This is a genomic window from Bradyrhizobium sp. 1 (assembly GCF_023073315.1).
GTDB lineage: Bacteria > Pseudomonadota > Alphaproteobacteria > Rhizobiales > Xanthobacteraceae > Bradyrhizobium.
Genome location: NZ_JADPJH010000018.1, coordinates 226,918 through 250,906, shown reverse-complemented (window position 1 = coordinate 250,906; position 23,989 = coordinate 226,918). Strand labels below are relative to the sequence as shown.

Sequence of the window (23,989 nt, the reverse complement as noted above, 5' to 3'; positions counted from 1 at the left end):
GCAGCAGTGTGCATCATACTAAGCGCGCTCAATTCGCCCCGTCCCGCAGCTTGAACCGCTGGATCTTCCCGGTCGCCGTCTTCGGCAGGGAATCCACCACGTCGATCCAGCGCGGATATTTCCACGGCCCGATCTTCTGCTTGACGTGCTCCTTCAGCATCTCCTGCAAATCCGCCGTCGTCGCGCCCGGGCGCAGCACGACGAAAGCCTTTGGCTTCAGCAAGCCTTCAGGATCAGCCTCGGGCACCACGGCGGCTTCCAGCACCGCCGGATGCGTGATCAGCGCGCTCTCGACCTCAAACGGCGAGACCCAGATGCCGGAGACCTTGAACATGTCGTCGGCGCGGCCGCAGAAGGTGTAGCGGCCCTCGGCATCCCTGACATATTTGTCCCCGGTGCGAGTCCACGGCCCCTCGAAAGTGCGGCGGCTCTTGTGGCGCTGGTTCCAGTAGCCCTCGCCCGCTGAGGGCGCATCGACCAGCAACTCGCCGACCTCGCCATCAGCGACATCCTGGCCCGCCTCGTTGACAAGGCGCACCGCGTAGCCCGGCACCGGTTTGCCGGACGAGCCGTATTTGATGTCGCCTGGCGCATTCGACAGGAAAATGTGCAACAGCTCGGTCGAGCCGACGCCGTCCAAAATGTCGACACCGAAGCGCGATTTCCAGCTGTTGCCGACGGATTCCGGCAGCGCCTCGCCGGCGGAGGTGCAGATGCGCAAGGCGCCGCCGCCGCGCTCGCTCTTCATCGCCTCGTCGTTGAGCATCGCCGCGAACAAGGTCGGCACGCCGTAGAAGATCGACGGCTTGTAACGGTTCATCAGGTCGAACATGCGCGCCGGAGTCGGGCGCTCGCTGTTCAAGATCGTGGTGGCGCCGACCGACATCGGGAAGGTCAGGGCGTTGCCGAGGCCATAGGCGAAGAATAGTTTTGCCGCGGACAGACCAACATCATTCTCGCGAATGCCGAGCACCTGCTTTGCGTAGGTCTCGGCGGTCGCCTGCAAATTCGAATGAATGTGGCGCACGCCCTTGGGCATGCCGGTCGAGCCCGACGAATAGAGCCAGAACGCCGGCTCGTCCGGATGCGTCGCCGCAGTGGTGAACTGATCGGCTTCGCCGGCGATCTCCTCAGTGAGCTGCTTGTGGCCGTTCTGCTTGGCGCCGGAGACCACGACATGCTCGAGATCCGGCATGCGGCCGACCACGTCCTTGATGACGGGATAGAGCGCTTCCGAGACGAACAGCACGCGCGCGCGGCAGTCGGCGAGGATGTAAGCATATTGATCCGCGGTCAGCAGCGTGTTGAGCGGCACCGGCACGATGCCGGCGCGGATCGCGCCCAGGAACACGACCGGGAAATCGACCGTATCCAGCATGATCATCGCCACACGCTCTTCGCGGCGGACGCCGAGCCGGCGCAGCATGTTGGCGGCGCGGCGGGTCTCGCGCGCAAGCTCGCCATAGGTGAGCCGCGAGACGGTGTCGTCGAAGGCGAGCTTGTTGGCTCGGCCCTCCTCGACGTTACGGTCGAGCAGCCAGGTCACCGCGTTATAGGATCCCTCGCTCACGGTCGTCTCCCCCGAATTTAGAATTATAATTCATAGAAAGACACTGCGGCGACTTGCTGTCAATGCCAGCAGGCATTATGTTTCATTAAAACACGCTGCAGGGCCTTCTTTCAAGAAGGCATCCGCTAAAGAAGGCTCATGACCGACAGTCCCGAAGCCGAATCCCGATTTCTCGAACAGCTCGGCCAACGCGTGCGCACCATGCGCGCGCTGCGCGGCATGTCGCGCAAAGTGCTCGCCAAGGTATCGGGGATTTCGGAGCGCTACATCGCGCAGCTCGAAAGCGGCAAGGGCAATGTCTCGATCGTGCTGTTGCGCCGCGTCTCAGATGCGATGGGCGCGCATCTCGAAGATTTGCTCCCCTCCGCCGATCCGACACCAGACTGGCAGATGTTTCGCGACCTGCTGCGCAAGGCCACGCCTGCGCAGATCGCTCAAGCAAAAGATCTGCTCGCCGGCGGCAGCGCAACCGCGCCGCGACGCGCGCCGTTCTGCGGCATCGCGCTGATCGGGCTGCGCGGCGCTGGCAAGTCCACGCTTGGGAGAATGCTGGCGAAGAAGGTCGGCTGGAGCTTTGTCGAGCTCAACAAGGAGGTCGAGCAGCAGAACGGCCTCTCGGTCGCCGAGATCATCGCGCTATATGGCCAGGAAGGCTTTCGCCGTATGGAGCAGGCGGCGCTTCAACAGCTCCTCGCCCGCAACGAGTTGATGGTGCTGGCGACCGGCGGCGGCATCGTCTCCGAGCCCCTGACCTTCGACCAGATCCTGTCGTCGTTCTACACGATCTGGCTGAAGGCCGAGCCGGAGGAGCACATGGCCCGCGTCCGCCGCCAGGGCGACCTGCGGCCGATGGCCGATGATCGCTCCGCAATGGCCGAGCTGCGCAATATCCTGCTGAGCCGCGAGCCGCTGTATTCGCGTGCGACGGCGGTAGTGGATACGGCGGGGCTGTCGGTGGATGCTGCGGCTGCAAGGCTGATCGATGCGGTAAGGCCGGTGCTGCAGAACGAAGCCCGCAGTTTTGGCCTGCGCAGCGTGGCGCTGTAGGGATGACCGACAGCGACGTCACCATCTCCATGTTCGAGCGGATCGGCGGCCGTGCCACGATCGACCTGTTGGTCGACCGCTTCTACGACCGCATGGACACGCTGCCGGAGGCAAAGATCATCCGCGCGATGCATGCGGACGACCTCGGCCTGATCAGGGACGTGCTGAAGCGCTATCTCACCGAATGGACCGGTGGCCCAAAACTCTATTCCGTCGAGAAGGGCCATCCACGGCTGCGGCAGCGGCATCTCGGCTTTGCCATCGGCGATGCCGAGCGCGATGCGTGGCTGCTTTGCATGCGCGGCGCGATGGAGGAGACGATCGCGGACGCCGCTGCGCGACAGGATCTCGATCGCGCGCTGTCCGGGCTCGCCGACTGGATGCGGAACCGGTAGCGCCTACAGCAACTGCGACCGCACCGACTCCGCGCCCTCGCGCAGTAGCGGCAAAAATCGCTCGATCAATTCCTGCACGGGCACGCGATCGACGTGGGCGCCCATATTGATGGCGCCGACGATCACATCGTCGTAACGGCGCACTGGAACCGAGATTGAACGGAAATGCGGCTCGGCCTCGCGGTCGACAAGCGAATAGTCTTGCGCGCGGTCGGCGGCGACGCGCGTGAGCAGTGCTTTCGGATCTGTCACCGTCTGCGGTGTCAGCGGCTCGCGTCTCATAGCCTTTAGCCGCGCGGCGAGATCGGCATCGTCGAGCTGGCCCAGCATGGCGCGGCCGACCGAGGTGCAGAAGGCCGGGAGGCGGTAGCCGATTTCGAGGCCGCCGGAAAACATCCGCGCCGGGCTGCTGCGTGCGACAAACACGACGTCATCGCCATCGAGCACCGCGAGCGAGGCGATTTCATTTGCCGCAATCGCAACGCGGTCGAGCACCGGTTGCAGGACCGTGACGAGCTGGTTGGAGCGCAGGTAGGACGCCGCCAGCGTCAGCACATGCGGCGTCAGCGTGAACAGCTTGCCGTCGCCGGAAACGTAACCGCCGCGCTGGAGCGTGAACAGCATACGACGCGCAGTAGCACGGGGAAGGTCCGCGGCGCGGGCGAGATCGCTCAGCGTCATCGGACCCGGCGTCGTGCCGAAGCATTGAAGCAGGCGCAGTCCGCGATCGAGGCTCTCGACGAAATCCGTCGCGCGCTCGTCCGTGTCACTCCGCTTCAGCTTGGGCATGGCCTCGGATAATCCTGCAAAATAGTGCTTGCTGCCTTTCCAAGGCATGTCATAATTCGCCCATTCGTTCAATAGGCGAACAATCGCCTTGGATAGTTTTCGGTTAGGTGAGCTCGATCTTTCGCTCCCTCGCCCCGCTTGCGGGGAGAGGGTGGGGTGAGGGGGAGTCTCCACGGAGACGGTGGGAGTGAGACTCGCGGAGAGTCCCCCTCACCTGGAATCCGCGCTTCGCGCGAATTCCGGCCTCTCCCCGCACGCGGGGAGAGGCGAAGAAAAAATCAATCGAACAGGCTCGACACCGACTCTTCCGCGGCGGTACGCGCGATCGCGTCCGAGATCAGGCTGCCGATCGGCAGCGTGCGGATGTTCGGCGCCTTGCTCACCGCCTCGGTCGGCAGGATCGAGTCGGTGATCACGAGCTCCTTCAGCCTGGAGTTGGTGATGCGGGCCGCCGCGCCGCCGGAGAGCACGCCGTGGGTGATGTAGGCGTAGACGTCCTTGGCGCCCTTGGCGATCAGCGCATCAGCCGCGTTCACCAGCGTGCCGCCGGAGTCCACGATGTCGTCGATCAGGATGCAGGTGTAGCCGGCGACGTCGCCGATCACGTTCATGACCTCGGACTCACCCGCGCGTTCGCGGCGCTTGTCGACGATCGCGAGCGGGGTGTTGATGCGCTTGGCAAGGCCGCGCGCACGCGCCACGCCGCCGACGTCGGGCGAGATCACCATCGTCTTGGAGAGGTCGAACTTGTCCTTGATGTCGCGCACCATCAGTGGCGCCGCGTAGAGATTGTCGGTCGGGATATCGAAGAAGCCCTGGATCTGGCCGGCGTGCAGGTCGAGCGTCATGACGCGGTCGACGCCGGCCTGCGTGATCAAATTGGCAACGAGCTTTGCCGAGATCGGCGTGCGCGAGCCAGACTTGCGGTCCTGCCGGGCGTAGCCGAAATAGGGCAGCACCGCGGTGATGCGGCGCGCCGAGGAGCGGCGCAGCGCGTCGGTGATGATCAGCAATTCCATCAGATGGTCGTTGGCCGGGAACGAGGTCGACTGGATGATGAAGGCATCCGAGCCGCGGACGTTCTCCTGGATCTCGACGAAGATCTCCATGTCGGCGAAGCGCCGTACCACCGCCTTGGTCAGCGGCAGGTCGAGGCCCTGCGCGATGGCCTGGGCGAGAGCCGGATTGGAGTTGCCGGCGACAAGCTTGATGGAGCCGTTCTTGGCCGACATGGACGCTTCCTCCCGCGCTTTGCTGGATAGGACGTTCAACATCTCAGATACCCACTGAAAGCACGGTTACGACGGGCGAGGAAATATCAGGCCGGGGGCCGCAATGGCAACCCGGGATGCTACGTTTTCCCTTCGAAAATCCTGAGTCGGGCCAACGGCTTGGCCGCAACTTGAGACCGTGGTTGAGCGGGGGTTATCGCTCGGCATAGCCGAGCGCGGTAGCCGGCATCTCGGTTGCCGGTGCCTCCGGGATCACGCTCGCCACCGCCGGGCCCCGCAGGCCGGGAACAGCGCCGGGCGCGTCCGGCGTCCCGTTGATCATGTTGGAAAGTCCGCTGAATCCGGCCTGGGCGATCTTCCGCAGCACCAGATCGTCAGCGGCTTGCCAGGGGTCGCGCCCACCCTTGGCGGAGGTCAGTTCCTCGCCCGAGACCCGCAGGGCTCGCTGCTGGTTGGCGTCGTAGACGTCCCAGACCCAGGCGATCACGGTCTTGCCGCGCACCACCTGGGCGGAGAGGTAGCTGCGCACGCGGTAGGCAGCCGTGCCCTCGCGGGAGACCACGGACAGGCTGCGCAGCTTGGATTCGCTGTCGAGCACGCCGACCATGCGGTCGAATACCTGCGGCGGCGGTCCGTCGATCGATTCGAAGGCCACGGTTGCCCCGGAGCCGCCGCTCGGCGCCATCGCATAGGAGTTGGCAACATTACCGCCGCCGGCGCAGCCGCCAAGCGCGGTCGCCGCCGCCAGCAGCATGACCGCCAGCACGCGCGAACCCGCGCGGCCCAGGATGAATGACGCGTCCCTCATTATGGAGGCAGCGATATCGTTAAAACGCATTAACGTCTAGGGCGGGGGCGACACAGATCCGGGGCATTACGGGCACGATATTTGTGCATAGCCCCGGAATGAGACGGCGTTGCCGGTGTGTTCACCCTTCCAGCGCGATCACTTGGCTCTGAGTAACACGCAAGGTGTGTCCCGGACGCGCTGCGGCGCGTAGCGCTGCTGCGCTGAGCCGGGACCCACAACGCACCGCAGACTCGTTGCCGAATGGGCCCCGGCTCTGCAGCGCATCACTTGCGTGCTGCGCAGCGTCCGGGGCACGAGACCGTCATCCCTCCAGCGCGATCGCGTGAACGTGGCGGCCGTAATCCGGCTCCTTGCGATGCACCGAGCGGCGGTAGCTGAAGAAGCGCTCGTCGGCATAGGTGTCGAGACCAAGGTCGTCGATCATCAGGATGCCGGCGGCCTCCAGCCGTTTCCGGATGAAGCCGGCGAGATCGAACATCGCGTGTCCCTCGCGCACCGACGGAATGAAGAACATTGCGTTGTCCGCATCCGCCTCGATGAAACGCGCCACGAACTCGTTGCCGACCTCGTAGCTCTCTTGCCGGATCAGCGGGCCGATCGCGGCGATGATGCCGCTGCGCGTGGCGCCGAGTTTTTCCATCGCCGAAATCGTGGACTCCAGCACGCCGGTGAGCGCGCCCTTCCAGCCGGCATGCGCGCCGCCGATGACGCGCGCGTTGGGATCGACGAACAGCACCGGCCCGCAATCGGCGGTGGAGACGCCGAGCGCGATGCCTGGCGTGTTCGTCACCAGCGCATCGCCCTTCGGCCGCGGCCCGCTCGGCCATGCGCGATCTGCGACGAGCACGTCGGGTGAGTGGATCTGGTGCAGGCTGAGGAAACGGTCCGGCCCGACGCCGACATGTTCGGCCATGCGGCGGCGGTTCTCCGCGACGAGGGCCTGATCGTCGTTCGAGCCGAGCCCGCCGTTCAGCGCGGAATAGATGCCGTTCGATACGCCGCCTTCACGCGTGAAGAAGGAATGGCGCAGGCCTGGCACCGCCGACAGTAGCGACGAAGCGAGAGTCATCAATTCCCTCCGGACCGTTCGAGATCGCTGAGGCCGGCAAGGCCCGTCAGCCGCGGTTCGGAGATGCCGAGCACCTTGAACATCGAGCCCATGCCGCTGCGTCCGGTATCGGTCAGGCGCTTCAGCGCGATCGAAATGTCGGTGGCGACATCAGGCGTCGCCTTCTGCATCAGGGCGGCGGCACGCGTGTCGATGCCGACGCGCTTGAGGAAATCGCCCTGCGTCACCGGCCCGTGCACGCGGGCGCCGACATCCTCGGCTGCACGCGCGAGTGCCTGGAAATCGACATGGGCGGTGACGTCGGCCTGGCCGGGCGCCTTCAGGGGATCGGTGAAGGTGTGGCGCGCGATGGCCTGAAAAGTGTCGCCGGCATCGCTGCGCAGATGGCCGTAATCAATGATCAGCGCGGCGCCGTCCTGGTCGCGCACGCGCGTCGCGAGCTTCATGATCTCGCTATCCGGCCGCCACTCGAACACGGCGCCGACGGGCGCGGCGCGCACCAGGGACGGCAGCAGCACGTCGAAGCGCGGCGTCGGCTCGGCGGCCGCGCCGAATTGAAGCTTGCCGTTGGGATCGATCTCGATCACGCGCTCATGCCAGCCGTTCTCGCGCTTCACCATCTGGTGGATTGGGAGCACGTCGAAATATTCGTTGGCGAGGATGATGCTGGGACCATCAGGCACATCGTCGATGCTGTCGTGCCAGGCGATGTTGCGCACGCCAGACAGTGTCGCATTCTGTCGCTCGCGCAGGACCGGATTGACCTCGACCAAATGGATCTGAAGCGCCTGATAGAGCGGCGGCAGCACGCGCAGCGCACGCAACGCATCCGCCATCATGGTGCCGCGGCCGGGGCCGAGCTCGATCAGCCGCAAAAATTGCGGCGAGCCCATCTGCTTCCACACCGAGGCGGTCCACAGTCCCAGCAACTCGCCGAACATCTGGCTGACCTCAGGCGCGGTGGTGAAGTCGCCTTCACGTCCGAGCGGGTCGCGCGAGACGTAATAGCCGTAGCGCGGATGCATCAGGCACAGTTCCATGTACCGCCAGACCGGCATGGGGCCTGAGGATTTGATCAGCGCCTTGATCTCGTTGATTAGCGACTGCTCGGTCACGGCGTGCTTTCTCGAAATGAACTAACGAATAGCCTCGGTCGGCTTCGGCGCACCGCGCCTCACTGCCAATACAATAAGTATCAGGCCTACAATAAGCATCGGGATCGACAACAGCATGCCCATGGTTAATCCGCCCCAGAGAAAGCCGAGCTGCTCGTCCGGTTCACGGAAATGCTCGCCGACGATCCGGGTCAGGCCGTAGATCAGGATGAAGGCGCCGAGGATCATGCCCGGCCGCCTCAGGGCGCCGAAGCGGATCATGATCGCGAGCACGATGAACAGCAGGATGCCCTCCATGCCGGCTTCGTAGAGCTGGCTGGGATGGCGCGGCAATTGTGTGGGGTCCTTGGGGAAGATGACCGCCCAGGGCAATTCCGGATCGGTGGCGCGGCCCCACAATTCGCCATTGACGAAATTGGCGATCCGCCCGAGCAGCAGGCCGACCGGTGCGACCGCGGTGGTGATGTCGCCGAGTGACAAGATCGAGATGCGGCTGCGATAGGCGAACCACATCACCGCCACGACGCAGCCGAGGAAGCCGCCGTGGAAGGACATGCCGCCCTCCCACAATTTGAAGATCGCCGCGGGGTGTTCGATGAAGAAGGGCAGATTGTAGAACAGCACGTAGCCGGTGCGGCCGCCCAGGATGATGCCGAGCGTCACCCACAGGATGAAATCGTCGATCTGCACCAGCGACATCGGCGCAGGCCCGCTCCACAGGCGCTCTTTCTTCAGCAGCGAGCGGGCATAGAGCCAGCCGAACACGATGCCGCTGATATAGGCCAGCGCATACCAGCGGATCGCGAACGGGCCGATCTCGATGGCGATCGGCTTGAAGGCGGGAAAGTCGATGAGCAGAAAGGGCATCAGGCCTTCTATGTCTAGACGAGATTGCGGCGATAGAGCGCCAGCAGGCGCTCCCAGTGCCGCTCGGCGGCGTCGCGGTCATAGACCGGGCGCTTGGGAAAGGCGAAGCCGTGATGCGTGCCGGGATAGATCTCGACCTCGGCCTTCGCAGCGCTCATGCCCTGCTTGACCTTTTCGATGACCTCGCTCGGCGCATAGATGTCGGTCTCGGCGCAGGCGAAATAGAGCTCGGCCTTGGTCTTGGCGGCCGCGAGATGCGGGCTGTCGTCCTGATCGGTTGCGAGCTGCGTGCCGTAGACCGAGGCGGCCGCCTTGACGCGGTCGGGGAAATGCGTAGCGGCGTTGACGGCGTAGCGGCCGCTCATGCAATAGCCGACGGTGCCGATGATTTCAGTGTTCGCGGCCGTCTGGCCCTCGGCATAATTGAGCAGCGCTTTGGTATCTTCCATGATCATGGGAATCGTGAGCGAGCCCATCAGCGCGAACATGCGCTTGCGCTCCGGCGCGTTCGGATCGGCCGGGAGCGCGCCGAGCTCCATCACGCCGGAGCGGTAATAGAGGTTCGGCAGCATCACGTAATAGCCAGAGGTTGCGAGCCGGCGCGCCATGTCGCGCAGCTCTTCGCGGATCGCCGGCGCATCCATGTAGAACAGGATGACCGGAAACGGCCCGCCGCGTTCGGGGTGGGAGATGAACGTTGCGGTGTGGCCGTCCTTGGTCGGGATTGCGATCTGCTGGTCGATCATCTCTTGCGCTTTCTGATTCTTGTTATGCAGGGACGTTGAATACGATTGCAAGGAAACCGGGGCATGACAAGGATACCGCCGATCAGCACTTGAACCGTTCGGCGCGGATTGCCATTGTCTTTTGGAGAGTTCGCGCAAAGTTTATCGGCAGCCGCCAGGAGACCGACATGACCCAGACCAACAACCGGTTTTTCGACGAGATCGGCCGCCTGATGAACGACGCCGCCGGTGCTGCCCAGGGCGTCAAGCGCGAGGTCGACACCGTGTTGCGTACCCAGGCCGAGAAATTCCTGCGCGACATGGATCTCGTCAAGCGCGAGGAGTTCGAGGCGGTCAAGGACATGGCCCGCTTGGCGCGCGAGGAGAACGAGGCGCTGAAGGCGCGGATCGTGGCGCTGGAGGCCAAGCTCGGCGGGTAGGGCGCTTACCCTCGCTTACCCTCGCTTACCCTCCCCTGGAGGGGGCTCGATCGCGCCTAGCACGCGCGGGGTGGGGTGACAGTCTCTCCGCGCGAACAGTGACCGTGGGGAGAGATCACCCCGCCCGTCTCACATTTCGCTGCGCTCAATGTGAGCCGACCCTCCCGCTCCAGCGGAGGGTGGGAACCGCAGCCCGGCAGCCCATTCTCCTTGTCATTTCCGCGTCTTCCGGGTAAAAGCCCGCCACGTCCGCGGCCCCCGCACCCCTGGAGGCTTGCTGTGGACGATGCCATGGGCCGCGTTGCGGCCCATTAACTTTTGCAAAAACAAGGACTTAACGTTATGGCGACGACCGTCAAGGAATTGAAGGCGACCGCACGTCCGAAGAGCGGCAAGGGGGCCGCCCGGGCAGAGCGTCGCGCCGGGAGAGTGCCCGGAGTGATCTATGGTAACAACCAGCCCCCGCTCCCGATCTCGGTTGACGACCGTGACCTGCGCACGCGCATCCTCGCCGGCCGGTTCCTGACCACGCTGGTCGACGTCGAACTCGATGGCAAGAAGCACCGCGTGATTCCGCGCGACTACCATCTCGATCCGGTCAAGGATTTCCCGATCCATGTCGACTTCTTGCGTCTCGGCGAAGGCGCCACCATCCGCATCAGCGTGCCGCTGCATGTCGTGAAGGCGGAAGGCTCGCCGGGCGTGAAGCGCGGCGGCGCCGTCAACATCGTTGCCCACGCGATCGAACTCGAGTGCGGTGTCGAGAGCATTCCGCAGTTCATCGAGGTCGACGTCAGTTCGCTCGAAATCGGCCACTCGCTGCATCTGTCCGACGTTAAGCTGCCGGACGGTGTCAAGGCGCTGACATCCGAGGACGCGACCCTCGTCACCATCGTGCCGCCCTCCGGCTACGCCGAAGAGCAGAAGGCTGCGGCTGGTGCTGCGGCTCCGGGTGCTGCTGCGGCTCCGGCGGCTGGCGCCGCTGCGCCAGCAGCGGGTGCTGCGGCTCCGGCGGCCGGTGCGAAGGCTCCGGCAGCGGCTGCCAAGGCTCCGGCAGCCAAGGCTCCCGCCGGCGGCGACAAGAAGAAGTAATCTCTCAAAGCTGGCGCGCGGTCCTTGATCGCGCGCCGAGCGAGGGGCGCGCCGCGTCATGCGACTGTTTGTTGGGCTCGGCAATCCCGGCGCGAAATACGCACGTAACCGGCACAATATCGGCTTCATGGCCGTCGACGAGATCGCGCGGCGTCATGGTTTCGCACCGTGGCGCCGTCGTTTTCAGGGCGAGACCTCGGAAGGCACGCTCGGCACTGAGCGCGTGATCCTGCTCAAGCCCACGACCTACATGAACGATTCCGGCCGCAGCGTTCAGGACGCGGCAAGCTTCTTCAAGATCGCAACTGGCGACGTCACCGTGTTCCATGACGAGCTCGAACTGCCGCCGGGCAAGGTGCGGGTGAAGATCGGCGGCGGCATCGCCGGCCACAACGGCCTGCGCTCGATCTCCGCGCATATCGGCAACGAGTATCGCCGTGTCAGGCTCGGTATCGGTCATCCCGGCGTGAAGGAGCTGGTGCATGGCCACGTGCTGTCGGACTTCGCCAAGGCCGACAACGACTGGGTGGCGACGCTCTGCGACGCCGTTGCCGAGCACGCGGCATTGGTTGCCAAGGGCACGGACGCGACCTTCGCCAACAGGGTGCACCTCGCCATGCAGGCGAAGGGATTTTTGACCAAGGACGACAACGGCAAGGAATAACGCTCGTGGGATTTAAATGCGGGATCGTCGGATTGCCCAATGTCGGCAAGTCGACCTTGTTCAATGCGCTGACCGAGACGGCCGCGGCGCAGGCTGCGAACTATCCGTTCTGCACCATCGAGCCGAATGTCGGCGAGGTCGCCGTGCCCGATCCGCGGCTCGACAAGCTCGCGGCGATTGCGAAGTCAGGGCAGATCATCCCGACCCGGCTGACCTTCGTCGACATCGCGGGCCTCGTGCGCGGCGCCTCCAAGGGTGAAGGCCTCGGCAACCAGTTTTTGGCCAACATCCGCGAGACCGACGCCATCGCGCATGTCGTGCGCTGCTTTGAAGATTCCGACATCACCCATGTCGAAGGCAAGATCGCCCCGCTCGCCGACATCGAGACCATCGAGACCGAGCTGATGCTCGCCGACCTCGATAGCCTCGAGAAGCGTGTCGACAACCTCACCAAGAAAGCCAAGGGCAACGACAAGGACGCCAAGGAGCAGCTCGACCTCGTCAACCGCACGCTGGTGCTGCTGCGCGAGGGCAAGCCCGCGCGCCTCGTCGAGCGCAAGGCCGAGGAGGAGCGCGCGTTCGGCATGCTCGGCCTGTTGTCGTCGAAGCCCGTGCTCTATGTCTGCAACGTCGAGGAAAGCTCGGCAGCGACAGGCAATTCGTTCTCGAAGGCAGTGCAGGAGCAGGCCGCCAAGGAAGGCGCGATTGCCGTCGTCATCTCGGCCAAGATCGAATCCGAGATCGCGACGATCTCGCGCGATGAACGCGCCGATTTCCTGGAGACGCTGGGTCTGGAAGAAGCGGGCCTCGATCGGCTGATCCGCGCCGGCTACACGCTGCTCGACCTCATCACCTACTTCACGGTGGGCCCGAAGGAAGCGCGCGCCTGGACCATCTATCGCGGCACCAAGGCGCCGGGCGCGGCCGGTGTGATCCACACCGACTTCGAAAAGGGTTTCATCCGCGCCGAGACCATTGCCTATGAGGACTACGTCGCTCTCAACGGCGAAGCCGGCGCCCGCGATGCCGGCAAGCTGCGGCTTGAAGGCAAGGAATACGTCGTCGCCGACGGCGACGTGATGCATTTCAGGTTTAATACGTAAGATGCTGGCTGCGTGCCCCGGACGCAGCGCAGCGCTTCTTCAGCGGTGCGCTGCAGAGCCGGGGCCCAGGAGTCTTGATTAAGGACGCGTGGGTCCCGGCTCTGCGTTGCGTCACTGCGTGCCGCGCCGCGTCCGGGACACGAGAGCTACTTCATCCCGCCGCCCTGGTCCCGGATCGCGCCGAGATGCTCGTTGATGCGGAATACGATCAGGATCAGTTCCGCGATGATGCGCGAGAACACGATGCCGACCACGACGCTCGCGATCGACGACAGCAGCACCAGGAAACCGCCGAACGGGCTGATCGCCATCGCAGCGAGGCCGGAGAAGATGCCGGAGAGGCCGAACAGGCAGATCAGCGCGATCACCAGCCAGTAGAAGGTCTTGATGATCGTCGGCGTGATGAAGCGGTCCCACTGAAACAGGTCGCTGAATGAAAACATTGCTCTCCCCCGGGCAAATCGCGCCGCCGGCTGCGTCAATTGGACGATGAGGCTGGGCCCGACTCGCCAAATGTAGCACGAGCCATGCGGGCCGGCGGGTTGAGATTGCCGCAAACTGCGGCCACAATCTGTCATTCCCGCAAACCAATCCCAAGATGACCCTGACCTTCGAAGATTTCCCGCCCGGCCGTTTCGGAACATTCGGCCCGCGCCATGTCACCCGCGACGAGATTTTGGCCTTTGCCGCCGAGTTCGATCCGCAGCCGATGCACCTGGACGAGGACGCCGCCAGCAAAAGCATGTTGCGGGGTCTGTCCGGCTCCGGCTGGCACCTCTGCTCGCTGATGATGCGGATGATGGCCGACGGTTTTATCACCCGCGCCGCGTCGCTGGGATCGCCCGGCGTCGACGAGGTGCGCTGGCTGTCGCCGCTCAGGCCGGGGGACGATTTGACACTCGATGTCGACGTGCTGGAGGCGCGCGCCTCGAAGAGCCGGCCGGAGCTTGGCATCGTCAAGTTCAAATGCACCGTGCGCAATGCCAGGAGTGAGGTGCTGTGCGAGATGACCTCGCCGATCCTGATCAAGCGGCGCGAGGGAGCGGCCTGATGCGGTTCTTCGAGGACATCGAGATCGGCCAGCGCCGCGAGATCGGCGCCTATAATTTCACCGCTGACTCCATCAAGACGTTCGCCGCAAAGTTCGATCCGCAGCGCTTCCACCTCGACGAGGAGGAAGGCAAGAACTCGCTGTTCGGCGGGCTCGCCGCCTCGGGCTGGCATGTCGGCTCAGCCTGCATGAGCCTGCTTGTCGCGGACGGCCAACGTCTGGCGCGTGAGGCCGCGGAGCGTGGCGTGGAGATCGCGGTATGGGGCCCATCGCCGGGCTTTCGCGATCTGCGCTGGATCAGGCCGGTGCTCGCCGGCGATACGATCTCTTACGTGAATGTCGTCGTCGACAAGCGCACCTCGGCTTCGCGTCCCGGCTGGGGCATTTTGACGGCCCGTACGACCGGCACCAATCAGCGCGGCGAAGAGGTCTATTCCATCACCGCCTCAGCCTTCGTGCCGACGCGCGTGAAGGGTTAGACCTGTTCCAACATGAACGGCTGAAAAGAGCGCGCGAGTGTTGCCCGCGCGCTATGGACGCGATTCGGGGCGGCTGCCATAAGCCTGCGCAACGTGGTTATCCGCGAAGCAGTTTGGCGGAACCATCGAGTTGCTAACCAATTATGAACCTGTCGCTGTCTATTTGAACGAACTGGGCAGAGTACAGGGGACGAGGACCATGGCAGACCGCGGCGCACTCAAGCTGGTCGGATTTATCTTTGCTACCGCGACGCTGGCCGTGATGCTGGTCGCCGGCATGGTGGTGAAGGGCTATGCCGATGGCGCCTACACCCTGGAAGCCTCGACCGTGGAAGCCGCCCGGTAAGAATCCGTTAACGTCTCGGGGCCGCCTCAGCGGCTATAGACGAATGCCAGCACCGCGATCGCGACCGCCAGCAATCCGACAAAGCGCAGCATGATCGTGCCGAACTGGTTCGGCGCGGGCCGCATCGGTATCGGGTCCGTGGTGTCGGGCCGAATGCTTTCCATCTGAAATGTCCCCAGGCCCGGCCGTGGCTGCACGGGCGCTTGGCATTGGTCGCCGGGGAGGGGTGGAGGGTTCAAAGGGACGCTCTCGTGTCCCGGACGCGCTGCAGCGTGCAACGCTGCTGCGCAGAGCCGGGACCCATCGTGCCGCGCATTCGTCCTGACTGTGGGCCCCGGCTCTGCGACGCGTGACAATAGCGAGTCGAAGACGCGCGTAACCGCGCTTGTGGTGTCGCATCGCGTCCGGGGCACGAGACCTGCACGAATCAAAACCGCCGCGCCCCTTTCGGAACGCGGCGGCCAATGAGGCGCTGGTGGCAGCGATCAGCTATTCCGCAGGCCGTCGGCGGCGCGCTTCCACTGCGAGACGTTGTCGGCGATCATGCGGGTCGACTTCATCGCGGCCTGGCTGAGCTGGGCGTAGCCGGAGATCTCGCGCTGGACGCGCTGGCCTTCGGCGTGGAGCAGGTCGCGCAGGCTCTCGAGCTCGGAGATCAGGTTCTCGATCTCGGCGAGCGAGGTGCCGGCGACGCGCTGGATCAGCGAGTTGACGTTGTTGACGGTGGCTTCCGCGCTCGGATCGAGCGGCGGCGCGTCGGTGGCGGTCGCCGCCGGACGGCGCAGATAGGCGATGTCGTTGCGGACGAAGTCGCGGATGCCGGCTTCGACTTCCGTCACGGCGGCGAGGTTGGTGTCGACCGTCTCGGTCTCGGTGGTCTCGGTCTTTTCCGGACGCATGGCGTTCATCGTTATTCCCCTGTTCGCGTTGAGCGCAGCGCGAGTGTCCCCCGCACGACGAATTCGGCCATCCGACTAGGGCGCCGGATTTTGACCGCAACTTGGCCGAGATACGGCAAGGGCAGACGATTCGGGGGCTTTGCCGTGGCGTATGGTTAGGAGAGTGTGAACGCTGCTGCAGTGAAGCGTGTTCGCGGCTCGGCCGGTGCTTCACTCCCTCGCCCCGTTCTTACGGGGAGAGGGTGGGGTGAGGGGCTGCTTCCGCAATAACGGAGGAAGTTGGACTCGTGGAGACTCCCCCTCACCCGCCGCGCTCCGCGCGTCGACCTCTCCCCGCAAGCGGGGCGAGGTAAGCAACTCACCAGCTCTTCTTGAAACCCGCCGTCACGCTCTTGTTGATCGCGCCCTGCGAGGTCTCGCCGACCGAGCCGGAGACGGTGACGTTGTCGAACAGCTTCTGCTCGGCGCCGACCTTGCGCAGCCATTTGTCGTCGGTGGTCGATAGCGACTGGCCGGCGCTGATGCTGGTGCCGGTGTCGGTGATGGTGACCTTGGCGGTCTGGTCGGTCTCGTAATTGCGCGTGATGTGGCCGCCGACGCCGGGGACGGCGGTGGTGCCCTGCTGGTTGACGCTGTAGCCGTTCTGGAGCGTCAGCGAGGTGTCGCCCGTCAGCGGCATCGACTTGATCAGCGATGCCCCGAGTTTGCTCTGTTCAGAGCCGGGATCGACGCGGGCTTCGACCGCGGTCTTGTCCCAGATCCGGCCCGCGCCCGGCGCGGTCGCCGCCGCCCAGGCGCTGCCGGAGGATTGCGGCAGATTGCCGCCATTGGCGGCCTTCTGCGCCAGCAGCTCGGACATCGTCCGCGGCTCGTTCGCCACTGTCATATCGGCGCCGATCCGGGCATCCCAGAACGAGGAGACCGACTGTTTCACGGTCACGGCCGAGGAGCCATTGGCGTTGGCGTTGGACGACCAGTTCATCCCGTTATTGGCCGCAGCCTGGGCGCGCTTCTTGGCGGCGATGATGTCGTTGAGCGTGCCGGCCTCGATGGCGAGCTGGCCCCAGTCGAGCTTGTCGACGTCGATGCCTTTCATCACGTCGGGATCGTTGACATCGGGGGCATCCGCCGCCTCGTCCTCGTCGTCGGGCACTGCTGCTGCGGTGGGGGCGGGGGAGAAGGGCGGAATGATCTGCGCCGGGGCCGTCAGCACCGAGCCGAAGATGAACGCGACCGCCAGCGGCAGCCTGGTCCAGCCAAAACCTGTCGAGATTTCCATTACCCTGCCCGCGAGCCCAGTTCGCGCCCAGGATGCGGAACTATCGTTGCGAAATTGTGGCGTTCGCCTCGCCTGGAATGACGAACCAACGGGCCGCGCGCAAGGCGCGCGCCCGATGACGAGCATCTCCACGACGGCATCCGGCGGGGCTGGAGGCCAGAACGCGTCGTGGGAGCATCAATCGATCGGTCCCGAATTGCGGAGCCCGTTGGTGTCCCCCTCAGCCGGCGCTGGTCATCTTTGGCAGATGAATGGCGCGGCCGAGTGCCTGCTCGACCAGGTCGAAGGTGTCGATCAGAACCCGCATGCTGGTGAGCTTACCCGCCCTGAACTGGGCGAACTGCGCGACCCGCAAGCTGATCGGCTTGTTGGAATCCAGCGCCGTGAGCGAATAGCGCAGCATCGAGGCGGCGGAATCGACGCCCAGCATGATGCTCTCGCGGTCGAAGCGGCGGACCTGGAAATTGTCGGCGAGCTGGCGGATGACGTCGAGCACGGCGTCCTTGCCCTGCCGCGCGCCGAGGAACGGAAACATGTCGATCGGGCCGTAGAGCGCCCACTCGACGTCCTCGTCGATCAGGGCCTCGATATCCTCGAAATGCCGGTCGTTGATCGCACGGTGCAACGCGCGCGAGAAACGCCAGAGGCTGTGCTCTGTCATTTTGGGCAGTCCTGACGATGGCTTGCAAAACGGAAAACAACCCCATGCACGGAAAAGGTGCCGAGGGTGCTCAACTCATTCGTATACAAACAAAGTAGTGAATTTCGGCCGAAACGCAAATCACGTTTTTGCAATGCACAATTGAGGGCTCTTTGTGAAATTTACAATAGAACCCCGTAGTTTCCCGGTCCGGCCGTCCACGCACGGTCGCTGCTGCGCTTTCTGAAGAGATGTGCATGTAGGTCGCGACCCCGTCACCCTCGGTGAGGGTGTGCGGCGCCCGCAGGCAATAGACGAGGGAACTCGGACCCGCTTGCGCTCGTTGATGCCAGGACAATCGCATCCGGAGACATCGACCCATGAAATCCCCACTTCTCGCCGTCACTGCCGCGCTTCTGATGCTCGGCGCCACCTCCGCCGCTAACGCCAAGGGCTGCATCAAGGGCGCCGTCGTCGGTGGCGTCGCCGGCCACTATGCCGGCCATCACGGCGTATTAGGCGCCGCCGCCGGCTGCCTCTACGGCCGGCACCACGCCAAGGAACAGGAAAAGCAGCAGCAACAGCAGAGCCAGGTGAACGGGCAGGGCAAGCTGTAGAGCAACCGAAAACTTCACGCCCACCGCCTTCTATCCAGCCCGCCCCGATGGTAAGTTCCATCCGCTAACGCTGGGGTTGAGTTGGACGGGGACGATGGACGTCGGGAAGTTCTTTTGGGGCGTCGTCCTCGCAATCCTGTTCCTGGGTTTCTTCGTTGCCTTCATAAGGAGCGTCTTCCGCTCGCGGGGCGTCAGATACAATTGGGTCGGCGTGTTGCTGTCGTTCTCGACGGTCGGCCTCGCCATCTACCTCGTCTTCTTCCGCCAGCTCTGAGGCCGTGGGCCCGCACTGCCGGGCTCCCGGCAGGCGTGACCTATCTCACATCACCCCCCTCCCGGCGCAGCTATCGTTATCGGCATGTCATCTGGGAGACGTGCCATGGCCGCCATCGCCGCCGCAAGAAAGTCCCGCCTGCACAACGCGATCGAAGGCCTCGCGCTGACCACGACGCTGCAGAGCTTCCCGACCTTCGCCGCCGCCGCTTTCCTGCTCAAGCTCGTCGGCGACCACGACCTCGTCGGCGACCCCGGCGTCGCCATCTTCGTCACCATCGTCTCGCTCGCCCACGCGATGTTAGCTGTGACGCTCGGCCCGAGCTTCCCGGCCGTCTTCAAGACCGTCTATGAGCCGAAATTCTTCGAGGCCCATTTGTCGCTCTCCGACAAGATCACCGCATGGCGCACCCAGCCGGTGGCTTCGCTCCAGCTCATGACCATCGTGCTGCTGATGTCGGTAATGGCGGTGGTGACGGCGAGCGTGGGGTGAGCGCGTTATGCCCTTCATCACCGCGTCGAAACCCGGCCCGCTCAACTGGCTCGAACCGAAGCTGTTCAAGAACGGCTACGAAACGCAGTTCTTCGACGTGAACCTTTCCCTCCCCGAAAAGATCGCCCACTGGCGCGCCAAGCCGGCGACGTCGCTGCAGCTCATGGCGTCGGTGCTGCTGCTGTCGCTGCTGGCGACGATCGCGGGTGAGGAGCATCATTCCGGGGCGCCGCAAAGCGGCGAGCTATGATGCGCAATTGCGCATCTGAGAATCCATAGCCACGACTGGCGCGGGTGATCCTGTGTGGTCTACCGCTTCTTCCACCCACCCCTATGCCCCGGCGCTCCTCCGCTCGACCGCGGCGACGGCCCGAACTCCGGCCCCGACTGCTTTGAGTCCGTCGGCTGGATGATCCGGCTCTCGCCGCCGAACGGCTTTGACGGCAACGCGCGGCCCTCGCGATAGGGCAGCGATTCCGGGCCGTGCATCTCGTCGAGATGCGGCTTGTGCACCTTCGATCCGCTGCCGCCGCCGCTGGCTTTCAGCGCGGAGCTCACGGTCTTTTTCTTCATGGCGCTGACCGGCAGATTGGCGGCGTCGCCGTACTTCTTCGCTCCCGCATAGGCGCCGGCCTTGCCTTGCACGGTGCGCTGCTTGACGGTGGGGTCGTCGACCACCGCGAGTTCGGTGGCGCGCAGGCGCTTGACTTCGTCGCGCAGGCGCGCGGCTTCCTCGAAGTTCAGATCGGCGGCGGCCTCGCGCATCCTTGTTTCGAGATCGGCGAGCACGGCTTCAAAGTTGTGGCCGATCGAGATGACGTCGTCGGTCATGTCGTGGCCGCCGATCTCGACCAGCACATGATCGCGCTCGTAGACGCTGTTCATGATGTCGCCGATCGACTTCTTGATGCTCTCCGGCGTGATGCCGTGCGCCGTGTTGTACTCCACCTGCTTTTCGCGGCGACGGTCGGTTTCGGCGATGGCGCGCTCCATCGATCCGGTCACCTGGTCGGCATAGAGGATCACCTTGCCGTCGACGTTGCGCGCGGCGCGGCCGATGGTCTGGATCAGCGAGGTCTCGCTGCGCAGAAAACCCTCCTTGTCGGCATCGAGAATGGCGACCAGCGCGCATTCGGGAATGTCGAGGCCCTCGCGAAGCAAATTGATGCCGACCAGCGCGTCGAACGCACCCAAGCGCAAGTCGCGGATGATCTCGATGCGCTCGATGGTGTCGATATCGCTGTGCATGTAGCGGACGCGAATGCCCTGCTCATGCAGATATTCGGTGAGATCCTCCGCCATGCGTTTGGTCAGCACGGTGATCAGTGAGCGATAGCCGGCCTGCGCGGTGGCGCGGACCTCGCCGACGAGATCGTCGACTTGGGTGCGGGCGGGGCGAATGTTGACGGGCGGATCGATCAAACCCGTCGGTCGGATCACCTGCTCGACGAACACGCCGCCGCTCTCGTTCAGCTCCCAGGCGCTCGGCGTCGCCGACACCGCGACCGTCTGCGGCCGCATCATGTCCCACTCCTCGAAGCGCAGAGGGCGGTTGTCCATGCAGGACGGCAGACGGAAACCGTATTCGGCCAGCGTCGCCTTGCGGCGGAAGTCGCCGCGGAACATGCCGCCGATCTGCGGCACGGTGACATGGCTCTCGTCGGCGAACACCAGCGCGTTGTCGGGGACGTATTCGAACAGGGTCGGCGGCGGCTCGCCGGGCAGTCGACCGGTGAGATAGCGCGAATAGTTCTCGATGCCGGCGCAGCTTCCCGTCGCCTCCATCATCTCGAGATCGAAGGTGGTGCGCTGCTCCAGCCGCTGCGCCTCCAGCAGGCGGCCCTGGTCGTGCAGCTGGTCGAGCCGCATCTTCAATTCGGATTTGATCGATTTGATCGCCTGCACCAGCGTCGGGCGCGGCGTCACATAGTGCGAGTTGGCGTAGATTTTTATGAATTCGAGCTCGTCCTGCTTGTGGCCGGTGAGCGGATCGAACTCCTCGATATTCTCCACGGTGTCGCCGAACAAATTCACGCGCCAGGCCCGGTCCTCATAGTGCGCCGGGAAAATGTCGATGACGTCGCCGCGCACCCGGAACGTGCCGCGGGTAAAATCGGCCTGGGTGCGCTTGTACTGGAGCGCGACGAGGTCGGCGATGAGCTGGCGCTGGTCGATGCGCTCGCCCTTCTTCAGCGCGAACGTCATCGCGGTGTAGGTCTCAACCGAACCGATACCGTAGATGCAGGACACCGAGGCGACGATGATGACGTCGTCGCGCTCGAGCAGCGCGCGCGTCGCCGAATGGCGCATGCGGTCGATCTGCTCGTTGATCGAGGAGTCCTTTTCGATGTAGGTGTCCGTGCGCGGGACATACGCTTCCGGCTGGTAGTAGTCGTAGTACGAGACAAAATATTCGACCGCGTTGTCGGGGAAGAAGCTCTTGAACTCGCCATAGAGCTGGGCGGCGAGCGTCTTGTTCGGCGCCAGGATGATGGCAGGGCGCTGCGTCTTCTCGATCACCTGCGCCATCGTGTAGGTCTTGCCGGAACCGGTGACGCCGAGCAGCACCTGCGAGCGGTCGTTGCGCTGGATGCCCTCGACCAGCTCCTTGATTGCGGTGGGCTGATCTCCCCGCGGCTCATAGTGGGACTTGAGCTCGAAGCGCACCCCGCCTTCGGACTTTTCCGGCCGCGGCGGCCGGTGCGGCGTCCACACCTTGGTGGAGCCGTCGTCCTTGCGGAACTCCGGCCGGCCCTCGCGGATCAGCGACTCCAGCGCATCGGCGGTAGCCTTGACGCCGAGCGCCTCCATCTTGTTGCGCGGTGGACGGGCGAGCGCTTCCGCGTCGTCCTCTTCGGTGGGCATCCCAAGCTGTTTCGCCAGTTCCGGATCGAGGAACGGGATCGTGGCCGCGGTGCCGTAATTGGCCTGCGGCGCCTCGTCGAAGCCGCCGCTCTCCCGTGCGCCCGGGGGCTGCGGATTGGGCCGTAGCGGCATCGGCCGCGTCGTATCCTGCGGAAACTCCTTCGGCGTCGAGGCCCGCGCGCGATGCGCGGCGGCCTCGCCCCCGGAGCGGCGGTCGCGCGAATTGTCCGGCGGCGGCTGCAGGCCGGTGCCCGATCCAAGCCCGGCATCGCCGCGATTGATCGCGGGATTGAGCAGCTCGGCCAGCGCCGGCCCGATCGGCTGCACGTCAGGCCGATGTGCCTTCGAGTTCGGCGTCTTGATTTTAGGGGATTTCGGGGGAGCAGGTTTCTTCGCCATGCCCCGAATATGGGACGAGTCCGCCCCTCAGAAAAGGGCGAAGGTTCATCCGCGTGCAGGCTGCTGACAGCAGGTTGGCAGCAGGGGCGTTCTACGCCGCCGGCAGCGGCCCCTCGTCGTCCTCGCTCGCCCCGCGCGGCTTGAGGATATCGAGATGGATGCCGCCGCAATCGGTGCAGCGCATGGTCCAGTACTCGCATCCGGCACGGCCGCCGATCACGCGGAGCACCGTGAGATCGCCATCGCATTCCGGGCAATTCGACAGCACTGACCGTGCGTAGGATCGGGCCAGCGGCTGGGTCTCTTCGATCTCGATATACGACATCACCGGTTCCTCACGTTACGCCGCTGGGATGGAGGCTCGTCTATTCGTCGTCGCTGTCGTCCGCCCGCCGGCGGAAGCGATCGATGTGGTGCTTGGCATCGCGGATCGCCGCGTCGCGGTCGGGCCAGGCAAAGCCGACCTCCATGGCCGGGAACAGCACGCCGTCGATGGCAACCAGGCTGAAATCGGCGCGCCTGATACGGGCGTGCCACAGCCCCTTGCCAGCTTCGAAGGATTCGATGTCAAAGCCGTCGTAAAGGGTCGTCATTGGTAGTCCCCAAATGCTCTCTTGTCGGAGGGTTAGAGGACCACGATTGCGGATTTTGAGATGTGAAGCCGTTCACAAGCGGCTGGCTTTTTCACCCGACAGGGTGATGGTCAGCCCCGTCCGGCGCCGCGCCCGGACCGCCGGGGCCGGGTCGCGGGTTCCGCCGCCGCGCGCATGATCCAGCGGCGGAACGCGGCAAAGTCGCGCTGCTCGGTCTGAAAACCGCGATAGAGCAGATACCAGCGCATGCCCTTGGGCACCGAGAGGTCGAATGGGGCAACCAGCCGGCCGGCGGCGAGGTCGTCGTCGATATAAGGCCGGATGCCCATGGCGATGCCGAGCCCGTCGGCGGCGGCCTGGAGCGCCTGGCCGTAGAACTGGAACTCCGGTCCGCGCGGATTGATGCGAGGGAGGTTCGCGGCCTTCAGCCAGATCGGCCAGTCCTCGGGCGAATGTTCGACGCGGATCAGGCTTGGGCCTTTGAGGTCGGCCGGGCGCTTCAACGAGGTGGCGAGCCGGGGCACGCAGACCGGCGTGAGGTCGCCGGCGAACAGCGGCTCGGCGACGAGGCCGGGCCAGTCGCCGGTGCCGAGCTGGATGCCGCAGCTCCAGTCTTCGCCGAACGGCACCGACGCGCCGCCGGTGGTGAAGCGCACCTCGATGTCGGGCTCCTCGCTGCGAAACTCCGATAGCCGCGGGATCAGCCAGCGCATCGCAAACGTATGGCCGACGCCGATGGTGAGCACGCGGACGCCGGAGGGCGCCGTCACCTGCGCGGTGAGGCTTGCCAGCGCATCGAAGATCGGGGTCAGCCCGCTTTGATAGGCACGTCCCGCCTGCGTCAGCACCAGCTTGTTGGCCTTGCGCTCGAACAGCGCGACGCCGAGCCGCTCTTCCAGCAGATGCACCATGCGGCTGACGGCCGCCGCAGACACGCTGAGCTCGAGCCCGGCCGCGGCAAAGCTGCCGGTCCGCGCCGCCGCCTCGAATGCCTTGATACCGTTGAGAAACAGCAGCCGCCGCAAATGATCACCATCAGGAAAGCTGATGCCAGGGCAAGATAACTCAGTTTGCGCGAGGGGAGCAAGCCGGGCAGAAATATCGGCGTAATCTAGGCTGATTTGCTGAAGCGGAGG

The 23,989-nt window shown here is 64.7% G+C and carries 30 protein-coding genes; 13 read left to right on the top strand and 17 right to left on the bottom strand.

Annotated features, from left to right (window positions below; all coding sequences use genetic code 11):
- Window positions 1-28: 28 nt before the first annotated feature.
- Entirely contained in the window at window positions 29-1,570 is a 1,542-nt protein-coding gene (locus tag IVB29_RS13620; protein ID WP_247503882.1) for a benzoate-CoA ligase family protein, read from the bottom strand.
- 138 nt (window positions 1,571-1,708) lie between these two features.
- On the opposite strand from IVB29_RS13620, the gene IVB29_RS13615 reads away from it, so the two are divergent.
- Together IVB29_RS13615 and IVB29_RS13610 are read left to right on the top strand one after the other, a co-directional pair.
- Entirely contained in the window at window positions 1,709-2,617 is a 909-nt protein-coding gene (locus tag IVB29_RS13615) for a helix-turn-helix transcriptional regulator (protein WP_247503881.1), read from the top strand.
- Between the two features lie 2 nt (window positions 2,618-2,619).
- The gene (locus tag IVB29_RS13610) at window positions 2,620-3,012 is read left to right on the top strand and encodes a group II truncated hemoglobin (protein WP_247503880.1); all 393 of its coding nucleotides are present in this window, start codon (window positions 2,620-2,622) and stop codon (window positions 3,010-3,012) included.
- A gap of 3 nt (window positions 3,013-3,015) precedes the next feature.
- On the opposite strand, the gene IVB29_RS13605 is transcribed toward IVB29_RS13610, so the two are convergent.
- The 7 genes from IVB29_RS13605 to IVB29_RS13575 form a co-directional block, all read right to left on the bottom strand.
- A complete protein-coding gene (locus tag IVB29_RS13605; protein ID WP_247503879.1) occupies window positions 3,016-3,801 on the bottom strand; it encodes an IclR family transcriptional regulator C-terminal domain-containing protein in 786 nt (261 codons plus the stop codon).
- Between the two features lie 278 nt (window positions 3,802-4,079).
- On the bottom strand, window positions 4,080-5,033 hold the full coding sequence (locus tag IVB29_RS13600; RefSeq protein ID WP_247503878.1) for a ribose-phosphate pyrophosphokinase: 954 nt from the start codon (window positions 5,031-5,033) through the stop codon (window positions 4,080-4,082).
- 193 nt (window positions 5,034-5,226) lie between these two features.
- Window positions 5,227-5,841, bottom strand: a complete 615-nt coding sequence (locus IVB29_RS13595; protein WP_247503877.1) for a hypothetical protein — start codon at window positions 5,839-5,841, stop codon at window positions 5,227-5,229.
- Window positions 5,842-6,145: 304 nt separating this feature from the next.
- Complete coding sequence (gene pgeF / locus IVB29_RS13590) at window positions 6,146-6,913, bottom strand: peptidoglycan editing factor PgeF (RefSeq protein WP_247503876.1); 768 nt, start codon at window positions 6,911-6,913, stop codon at window positions 6,146-6,148.
- Entirely contained in the window at window positions 6,913-8,028 is a 1,116-nt protein-coding gene (locus IVB29_RS13585) for an SAM-dependent methyltransferase (protein ID WP_247503875.1), read from the bottom strand. The genes pgeF and IVB29_RS13585 overlap by 1 nt, the downstream gene beginning before the upstream one ends.
- A gap of 21 nt (window positions 8,029-8,049) precedes the next feature.
- Entirely contained in the window at window positions 8,050-8,895 is an 846-nt protein-coding gene (gene lgt / locus IVB29_RS13580; protein ID WP_247503874.1) for a prolipoprotein diacylglyceryl transferase, read from the bottom strand.
- 14 nt (window positions 8,896-8,909) lie between these two features.
- A complete protein-coding gene (locus IVB29_RS13575) occupies window positions 8,910-9,641 on the bottom strand; it encodes a dienelactone hydrolase family protein (protein WP_247503873.1) in 732 nt (243 codons plus the stop codon).
- A gap of 167 nt (window positions 9,642-9,808) precedes the next feature.
- Here IVB29_RS13575 and IVB29_RS13570 point away from each other — a divergent pair, with 167 nt between their 5' ends.
- From IVB29_RS13570 to ychF, 4 genes are all read left to right on the top strand, one after another.
- Window positions 9,809-10,060, top strand: a complete 252-nt coding sequence (locus IVB29_RS13570; RefSeq protein WP_247353013.1) for an accessory factor UbiK family protein — start codon at window positions 9,809-9,811, stop codon at window positions 10,058-10,060.
- A gap of 342 nt (window positions 10,061-10,402) precedes the next feature.
- Window positions 10,403-11,152 carry a 50S ribosomal protein L25/general stress protein Ctc gene (locus IVB29_RS13565; protein ID WP_247503872.1) on the top strand — a complete coding sequence of 250 codons (750 nt, stop codon included), beginning with the start codon at window positions 10,403-10,405 and terminating at the stop codon, window positions 11,150-11,152.
- 58 nt (window positions 11,153-11,210) lie between these two features.
- Window positions 11,211-11,816, top strand: a complete 606-nt coding sequence (gene pth / locus IVB29_RS13560) for an aminoacyl-tRNA hydrolase (protein WP_247503871.1) — start codon at window positions 11,211-11,213, stop codon at window positions 11,814-11,816.
- Window positions 11,817-11,821: 5 nt separating this feature from the next.
- Entirely contained in the window at window positions 11,822-12,919 is a 1,098-nt protein-coding gene (ychF, locus tag IVB29_RS13555) for a redox-regulated ATPase YchF (RefSeq protein WP_247503870.1), read from the top strand.
- 146 nt (window positions 12,920-13,065) lie between these two features.
- Here ychF and IVB29_RS13550 read toward each other — a convergent pair whose 3' ends face one another.
- Window positions 13,066-13,362, bottom strand: coding sequence for a DUF4282 domain-containing protein (locus IVB29_RS13550; protein WP_247503869.1), 297 nt, complete (start codon window positions 13,360-13,362; stop codon window positions 13,066-13,068).
- A 155-nt stretch (window positions 13,363-13,517) separates the two neighbouring features.
- On the opposite strand from IVB29_RS13550, the gene IVB29_RS13545 reads away from it, so the two are divergent.
- The 3 genes from IVB29_RS13545 (at window position 13,518) to IVB29_RS13535 (ending at window position 14,795) form a co-directional block, all read left to right on the top strand.
- Window positions 13,518-13,970, top strand: coding sequence for a MaoC family dehydratase (locus IVB29_RS13545; RefSeq protein WP_247503868.1), 453 nt, complete (start codon window positions 13,518-13,520; stop codon window positions 13,968-13,970).
- The gene (locus IVB29_RS13540; protein WP_247503867.1) at window positions 13,970-14,449 is read left to right on the top strand and encodes a MaoC family dehydratase; all 480 of its coding nucleotides are present in this window, start codon (window positions 13,970-13,972) and stop codon (window positions 14,447-14,449) included. The genes IVB29_RS13545 and IVB29_RS13540 overlap by 1 nt, the downstream gene beginning before the upstream one ends.
- 199 nt (window positions 14,450-14,648) lie before the next feature.
- The gene (locus IVB29_RS13535; protein ID WP_007596790.1) at window positions 14,649-14,795 is read left to right on the top strand and encodes a hypothetical protein; all 147 of its coding nucleotides are present in this window, start codon (window positions 14,649-14,651) and stop codon (window positions 14,793-14,795) included.
- Between the two features lie 26 nt (window positions 14,796-14,821).
- Here the strand turns inward: IVB29_RS13535 and IVB29_RS13530 are convergent, their stop codons facing one another.
- The 4 genes from IVB29_RS13530 to IVB29_RS13515 form a co-directional block, all read right to left on the bottom strand.
- A complete protein-coding gene (locus IVB29_RS13530) occupies window positions 14,822-14,959 on the bottom strand; it encodes a hypothetical protein (RefSeq protein ID WP_164987744.1) in 138 nt (45 codons plus the stop codon).
- Between the two features lie 321 nt (window positions 14,960-15,280).
- Window positions 15,281-15,703, bottom strand: a complete 423-nt coding sequence (locus tag IVB29_RS13525; protein WP_247503866.1) for a hypothetical protein — start codon at window positions 15,701-15,703, stop codon at window positions 15,281-15,283.
- Between the two features lie 349 nt (window positions 15,704-16,052).
- Window positions 16,053-16,973 carry a hypothetical protein gene (locus tag IVB29_RS13520; RefSeq protein ID WP_247503865.1) on the bottom strand — a complete coding sequence of 307 codons (921 nt, stop codon included), beginning with the start codon at window positions 16,971-16,973 and terminating at the stop codon, window positions 16,053-16,055.
- A 220-nt stretch (window positions 16,974-17,193) separates the two neighbouring features.
- A complete protein-coding gene (locus tag IVB29_RS13515; protein ID WP_247503864.1) occupies window positions 17,194-17,634 on the bottom strand; it encodes a nuclear transport factor 2 family protein in 441 nt (146 codons plus the stop codon).
- A gap of 359 nt (window positions 17,635-17,993) precedes the next feature.
- On the opposite strand from IVB29_RS13515, the gene IVB29_RS13510 reads away from it, so the two are divergent.
- The 4 genes from IVB29_RS13510 to IVB29_RS13495 all read left to right on the top strand — a co-directional run bounded on the left by IVB29_RS13510 (window position 17,994) and on the right by IVB29_RS13495 (window position 19,246).
- Window positions 17,994-18,230, top strand: a complete 237-nt coding sequence (locus IVB29_RS13510) for a hypothetical protein (RefSeq protein WP_247503863.1) — start codon at window positions 17,994-17,996, stop codon at window positions 18,228-18,230.
- A gap of 94 nt (window positions 18,231-18,324) precedes the next feature.
- Entirely contained in the window at window positions 18,325-18,504 is a 180-nt protein-coding gene (locus IVB29_RS13505) for a hypothetical protein (RefSeq protein ID WP_247503862.1), read from the top strand.
- A gap of 105 nt (window positions 18,505-18,609) precedes the next feature.
- Window positions 18,610-18,996, top strand: a complete 387-nt coding sequence (locus tag IVB29_RS13500) for a hypothetical protein (protein ID WP_247503861.1) — start codon at window positions 18,610-18,612, stop codon at window positions 18,994-18,996.
- Window positions 18,997-19,003: 7 nt separating this feature from the next.
- Window positions 19,004-19,246 (top strand): hypothetical protein, encoded by a 243-nt coding sequence (locus tag IVB29_RS13495; RefSeq protein ID WP_247503860.1) that lies wholly within the window; start codon window positions 19,004-19,006, stop codon window positions 19,244-19,246.
- 59 nt (window positions 19,247-19,305) lie between these two features.
- Here the strand turns inward: IVB29_RS13495 and uvrB are convergent, their stop codons facing one another.
- The 4 genes from uvrB to IVB29_RS13475 form a co-directional block, all read right to left on the bottom strand.
- The gene (gene uvrB, locus IVB29_RS13490; protein ID WP_247503859.1) at window positions 19,306-22,260 is read right to left on the bottom strand and encodes an excinuclease ABC subunit UvrB; all 2,955 of its coding nucleotides are present in this window, start codon (window positions 22,258-22,260) and stop codon (window positions 19,306-19,308) included.
- Window positions 22,261-22,351: 91 nt separating this feature from the next.
- Window positions 22,352-22,585: a hypothetical protein gene (locus IVB29_RS13485; protein WP_247503858.1), complete on the bottom strand. Its 234-nt coding sequence runs from the start codon at window positions 22,583-22,585 to the stop codon at window positions 22,352-22,354.
- A gap of 40 nt (window positions 22,586-22,625) precedes the next feature.
- On the bottom strand, window positions 22,626-22,853 hold the full coding sequence (locus IVB29_RS13480; protein WP_129267758.1) for a hypothetical protein: 228 nt from the start codon (window positions 22,851-22,853) through the stop codon (window positions 22,626-22,628).
- A gap of 110 nt (window positions 22,854-22,963) precedes the next feature.
- The gene (locus IVB29_RS13475; RefSeq protein ID WP_247503857.1) at window positions 22,964-23,878 is read right to left on the bottom strand and encodes a LysR substrate-binding domain-containing protein; all 915 of its coding nucleotides are present in this window, start codon (window positions 23,876-23,878) and stop codon (window positions 22,964-22,966) included.
- Between the last annotated feature and the right edge of the window lie 111 nt (window positions 23,879-23,989).

What these genes read in the sequence shown, in the direction of transcription:
- IVB29_RS13615 (WP_247503881.1), top strand. Translation starts at nt 1,709, where the DNA reads ATGACCGACAGTCCCGAAGCCGAATCCCGATTTCTCGAACAGCTCGGC.
- IVB29_RS13495 (WP_247503860.1), top strand. Translation starts at nt 19,004, where the DNA reads ATGCCCTTCATCACCGCGTCGAAACCCGGCCCGCTCAACTGGCTCGAA.
- uvrB (WP_247503859.1), bottom strand. Translation starts at nt 22,260, where the DNA reads ATGGCGAAGAAACCTGCTCCCCCGAAATCCCCTAAAATCAAGACGCCG.
- IVB29_RS13500 (WP_247503861.1), top strand. Translation starts at nt 18,610, where the DNA reads ATGGCCGCCATCGCCGCCGCAAGAAAGTCCCGCCTGCACAACGCGATC.
- IVB29_RS13545 (WP_247503868.1), top strand. Translation starts at nt 13,518, where the DNA reads ATGACCCTGACCTTCGAAGATTTCCCGCCCGGCCGTTTCGGAACATTC.
- IVB29_RS13510 (WP_247503863.1), top strand. Translation starts at nt 17,994, where the DNA reads ATGAAATCCCCACTTCTCGCCGTCACTGCCGCGCTTCTGATGCTCGGC.
- IVB29_RS13570 (WP_247353013.1), top strand. Translation starts at nt 9,809, where the DNA reads ATGACCCAGACCAACAACCGGTTTTTCGACGAGATCGGCCGCCTGATG.
- IVB29_RS13535 (WP_007596790.1), top strand. Translation starts at nt 14,649, where the DNA reads ATGGCAGACCGCGGCGCACTCAAGCTGGTCGGATTTATCTTTGCTACC.
- IVB29_RS13505 (WP_247503862.1), top strand. Translation starts at nt 18,325, where the DNA reads ATGGACGTCGGGAAGTTCTTTTGGGGCGTCGTCCTCGCAATCCTGTTC.
- pgeF (WP_247503876.1), bottom strand. Translation starts at nt 6,913, where the DNA reads ATGACTCTCGCTTCGTCGCTACTGTCGGCGGTGCCAGGCCTGCGCCAT.
- IVB29_RS13540 (WP_247503867.1), top strand. Translation starts at nt 13,970, where the DNA reads ATGCGGTTCTTCGAGGACATCGAGATCGGCCAGCGCCGCGAGATCGGC.
- IVB29_RS13525 (WP_247503866.1), bottom strand. Translation starts at nt 15,703, where the DNA reads ATGAACGCCATGCGTCCGGAAAAGACCGAGACCACCGAGACCGAGACG.
- IVB29_RS13485 (WP_247503858.1), bottom strand. Translation starts at nt 22,585, where the DNA reads ATGTCGTATATCGAGATCGAAGAGACCCAGCCGCTGGCCCGATCCTAC.
- pth (WP_247503871.1), top strand. Translation starts at nt 11,211, where the DNA reads ATGCGACTGTTTGTTGGGCTCGGCAATCCCGGCGCGAAATACGCACGT.
- IVB29_RS13550 (WP_247503869.1), bottom strand. Translation starts at nt 13,362, where the DNA reads ATGTTTTCATTCAGCGACCTGTTTCAGTGGGACCGCTTCATCACGCCG.
- IVB29_RS13530 (WP_164987744.1), bottom strand. Translation starts at nt 14,959, where the DNA reads ATGGAAAGCATTCGGCCCGACACCACGGACCCGATACCGATGCGGCCC.
- IVB29_RS13515 (WP_247503864.1), bottom strand. Translation starts at nt 17,634, where the DNA reads ATGACAGAGCACAGCCTCTGGCGTTTCTCGCGCGCGTTGCACCGTGCG.
- IVB29_RS13600 (WP_247503878.1), bottom strand. Translation starts at nt 5,033, where the DNA reads ATGTCGGCCAAGAACGGCTCCATCAAGCTTGTCGCCGGCAACTCCAAT.
- IVB29_RS13610 (WP_247503880.1), top strand. Translation starts at nt 2,620, where the DNA reads ATGACCGACAGCGACGTCACCATCTCCATGTTCGAGCGGATCGGCGGC.
- IVB29_RS13520 (WP_247503865.1), bottom strand. Translation starts at nt 16,973, where the DNA reads ATGGAAATCTCGACAGGTTTTGGCTGGACCAGGCTGCCGCTGGCGGTC.
- lgt (WP_247503874.1), bottom strand. Translation starts at nt 8,895, where the DNA reads ATGCCCTTTCTGCTCATCGACTTTCCCGCCTTCAAGCCGATCGCCATC.
- IVB29_RS13595 (WP_247503877.1), bottom strand. Translation starts at nt 5,841, where the DNA reads ATGAGGGACGCGTCATTCATCCTGGGCCGCGCGGGTTCGCGCGTGCTG.
- IVB29_RS13605 (WP_247503879.1), bottom strand. Translation starts at nt 3,801, where the DNA reads ATGCCCAAGCTGAAGCGGAGTGACACGGACGAGCGCGCGACGGATTTC.
- IVB29_RS13565 (WP_247503872.1), top strand. Translation starts at nt 10,403, where the DNA reads ATGGCGACGACCGTCAAGGAATTGAAGGCGACCGCACGTCCGAAGAGC.
- IVB29_RS13480 (WP_129267758.1), bottom strand. Translation starts at nt 22,853, where the DNA reads ATGACGACCCTTTACGACGGCTTTGACATCGAATCCTTCGAAGCTGGC.
- IVB29_RS13575 (WP_247503873.1), bottom strand. Translation starts at nt 9,641, where the DNA reads ATGATCGACCAGCAGATCGCAATCCCGACCAAGGACGGCCACACCGCA.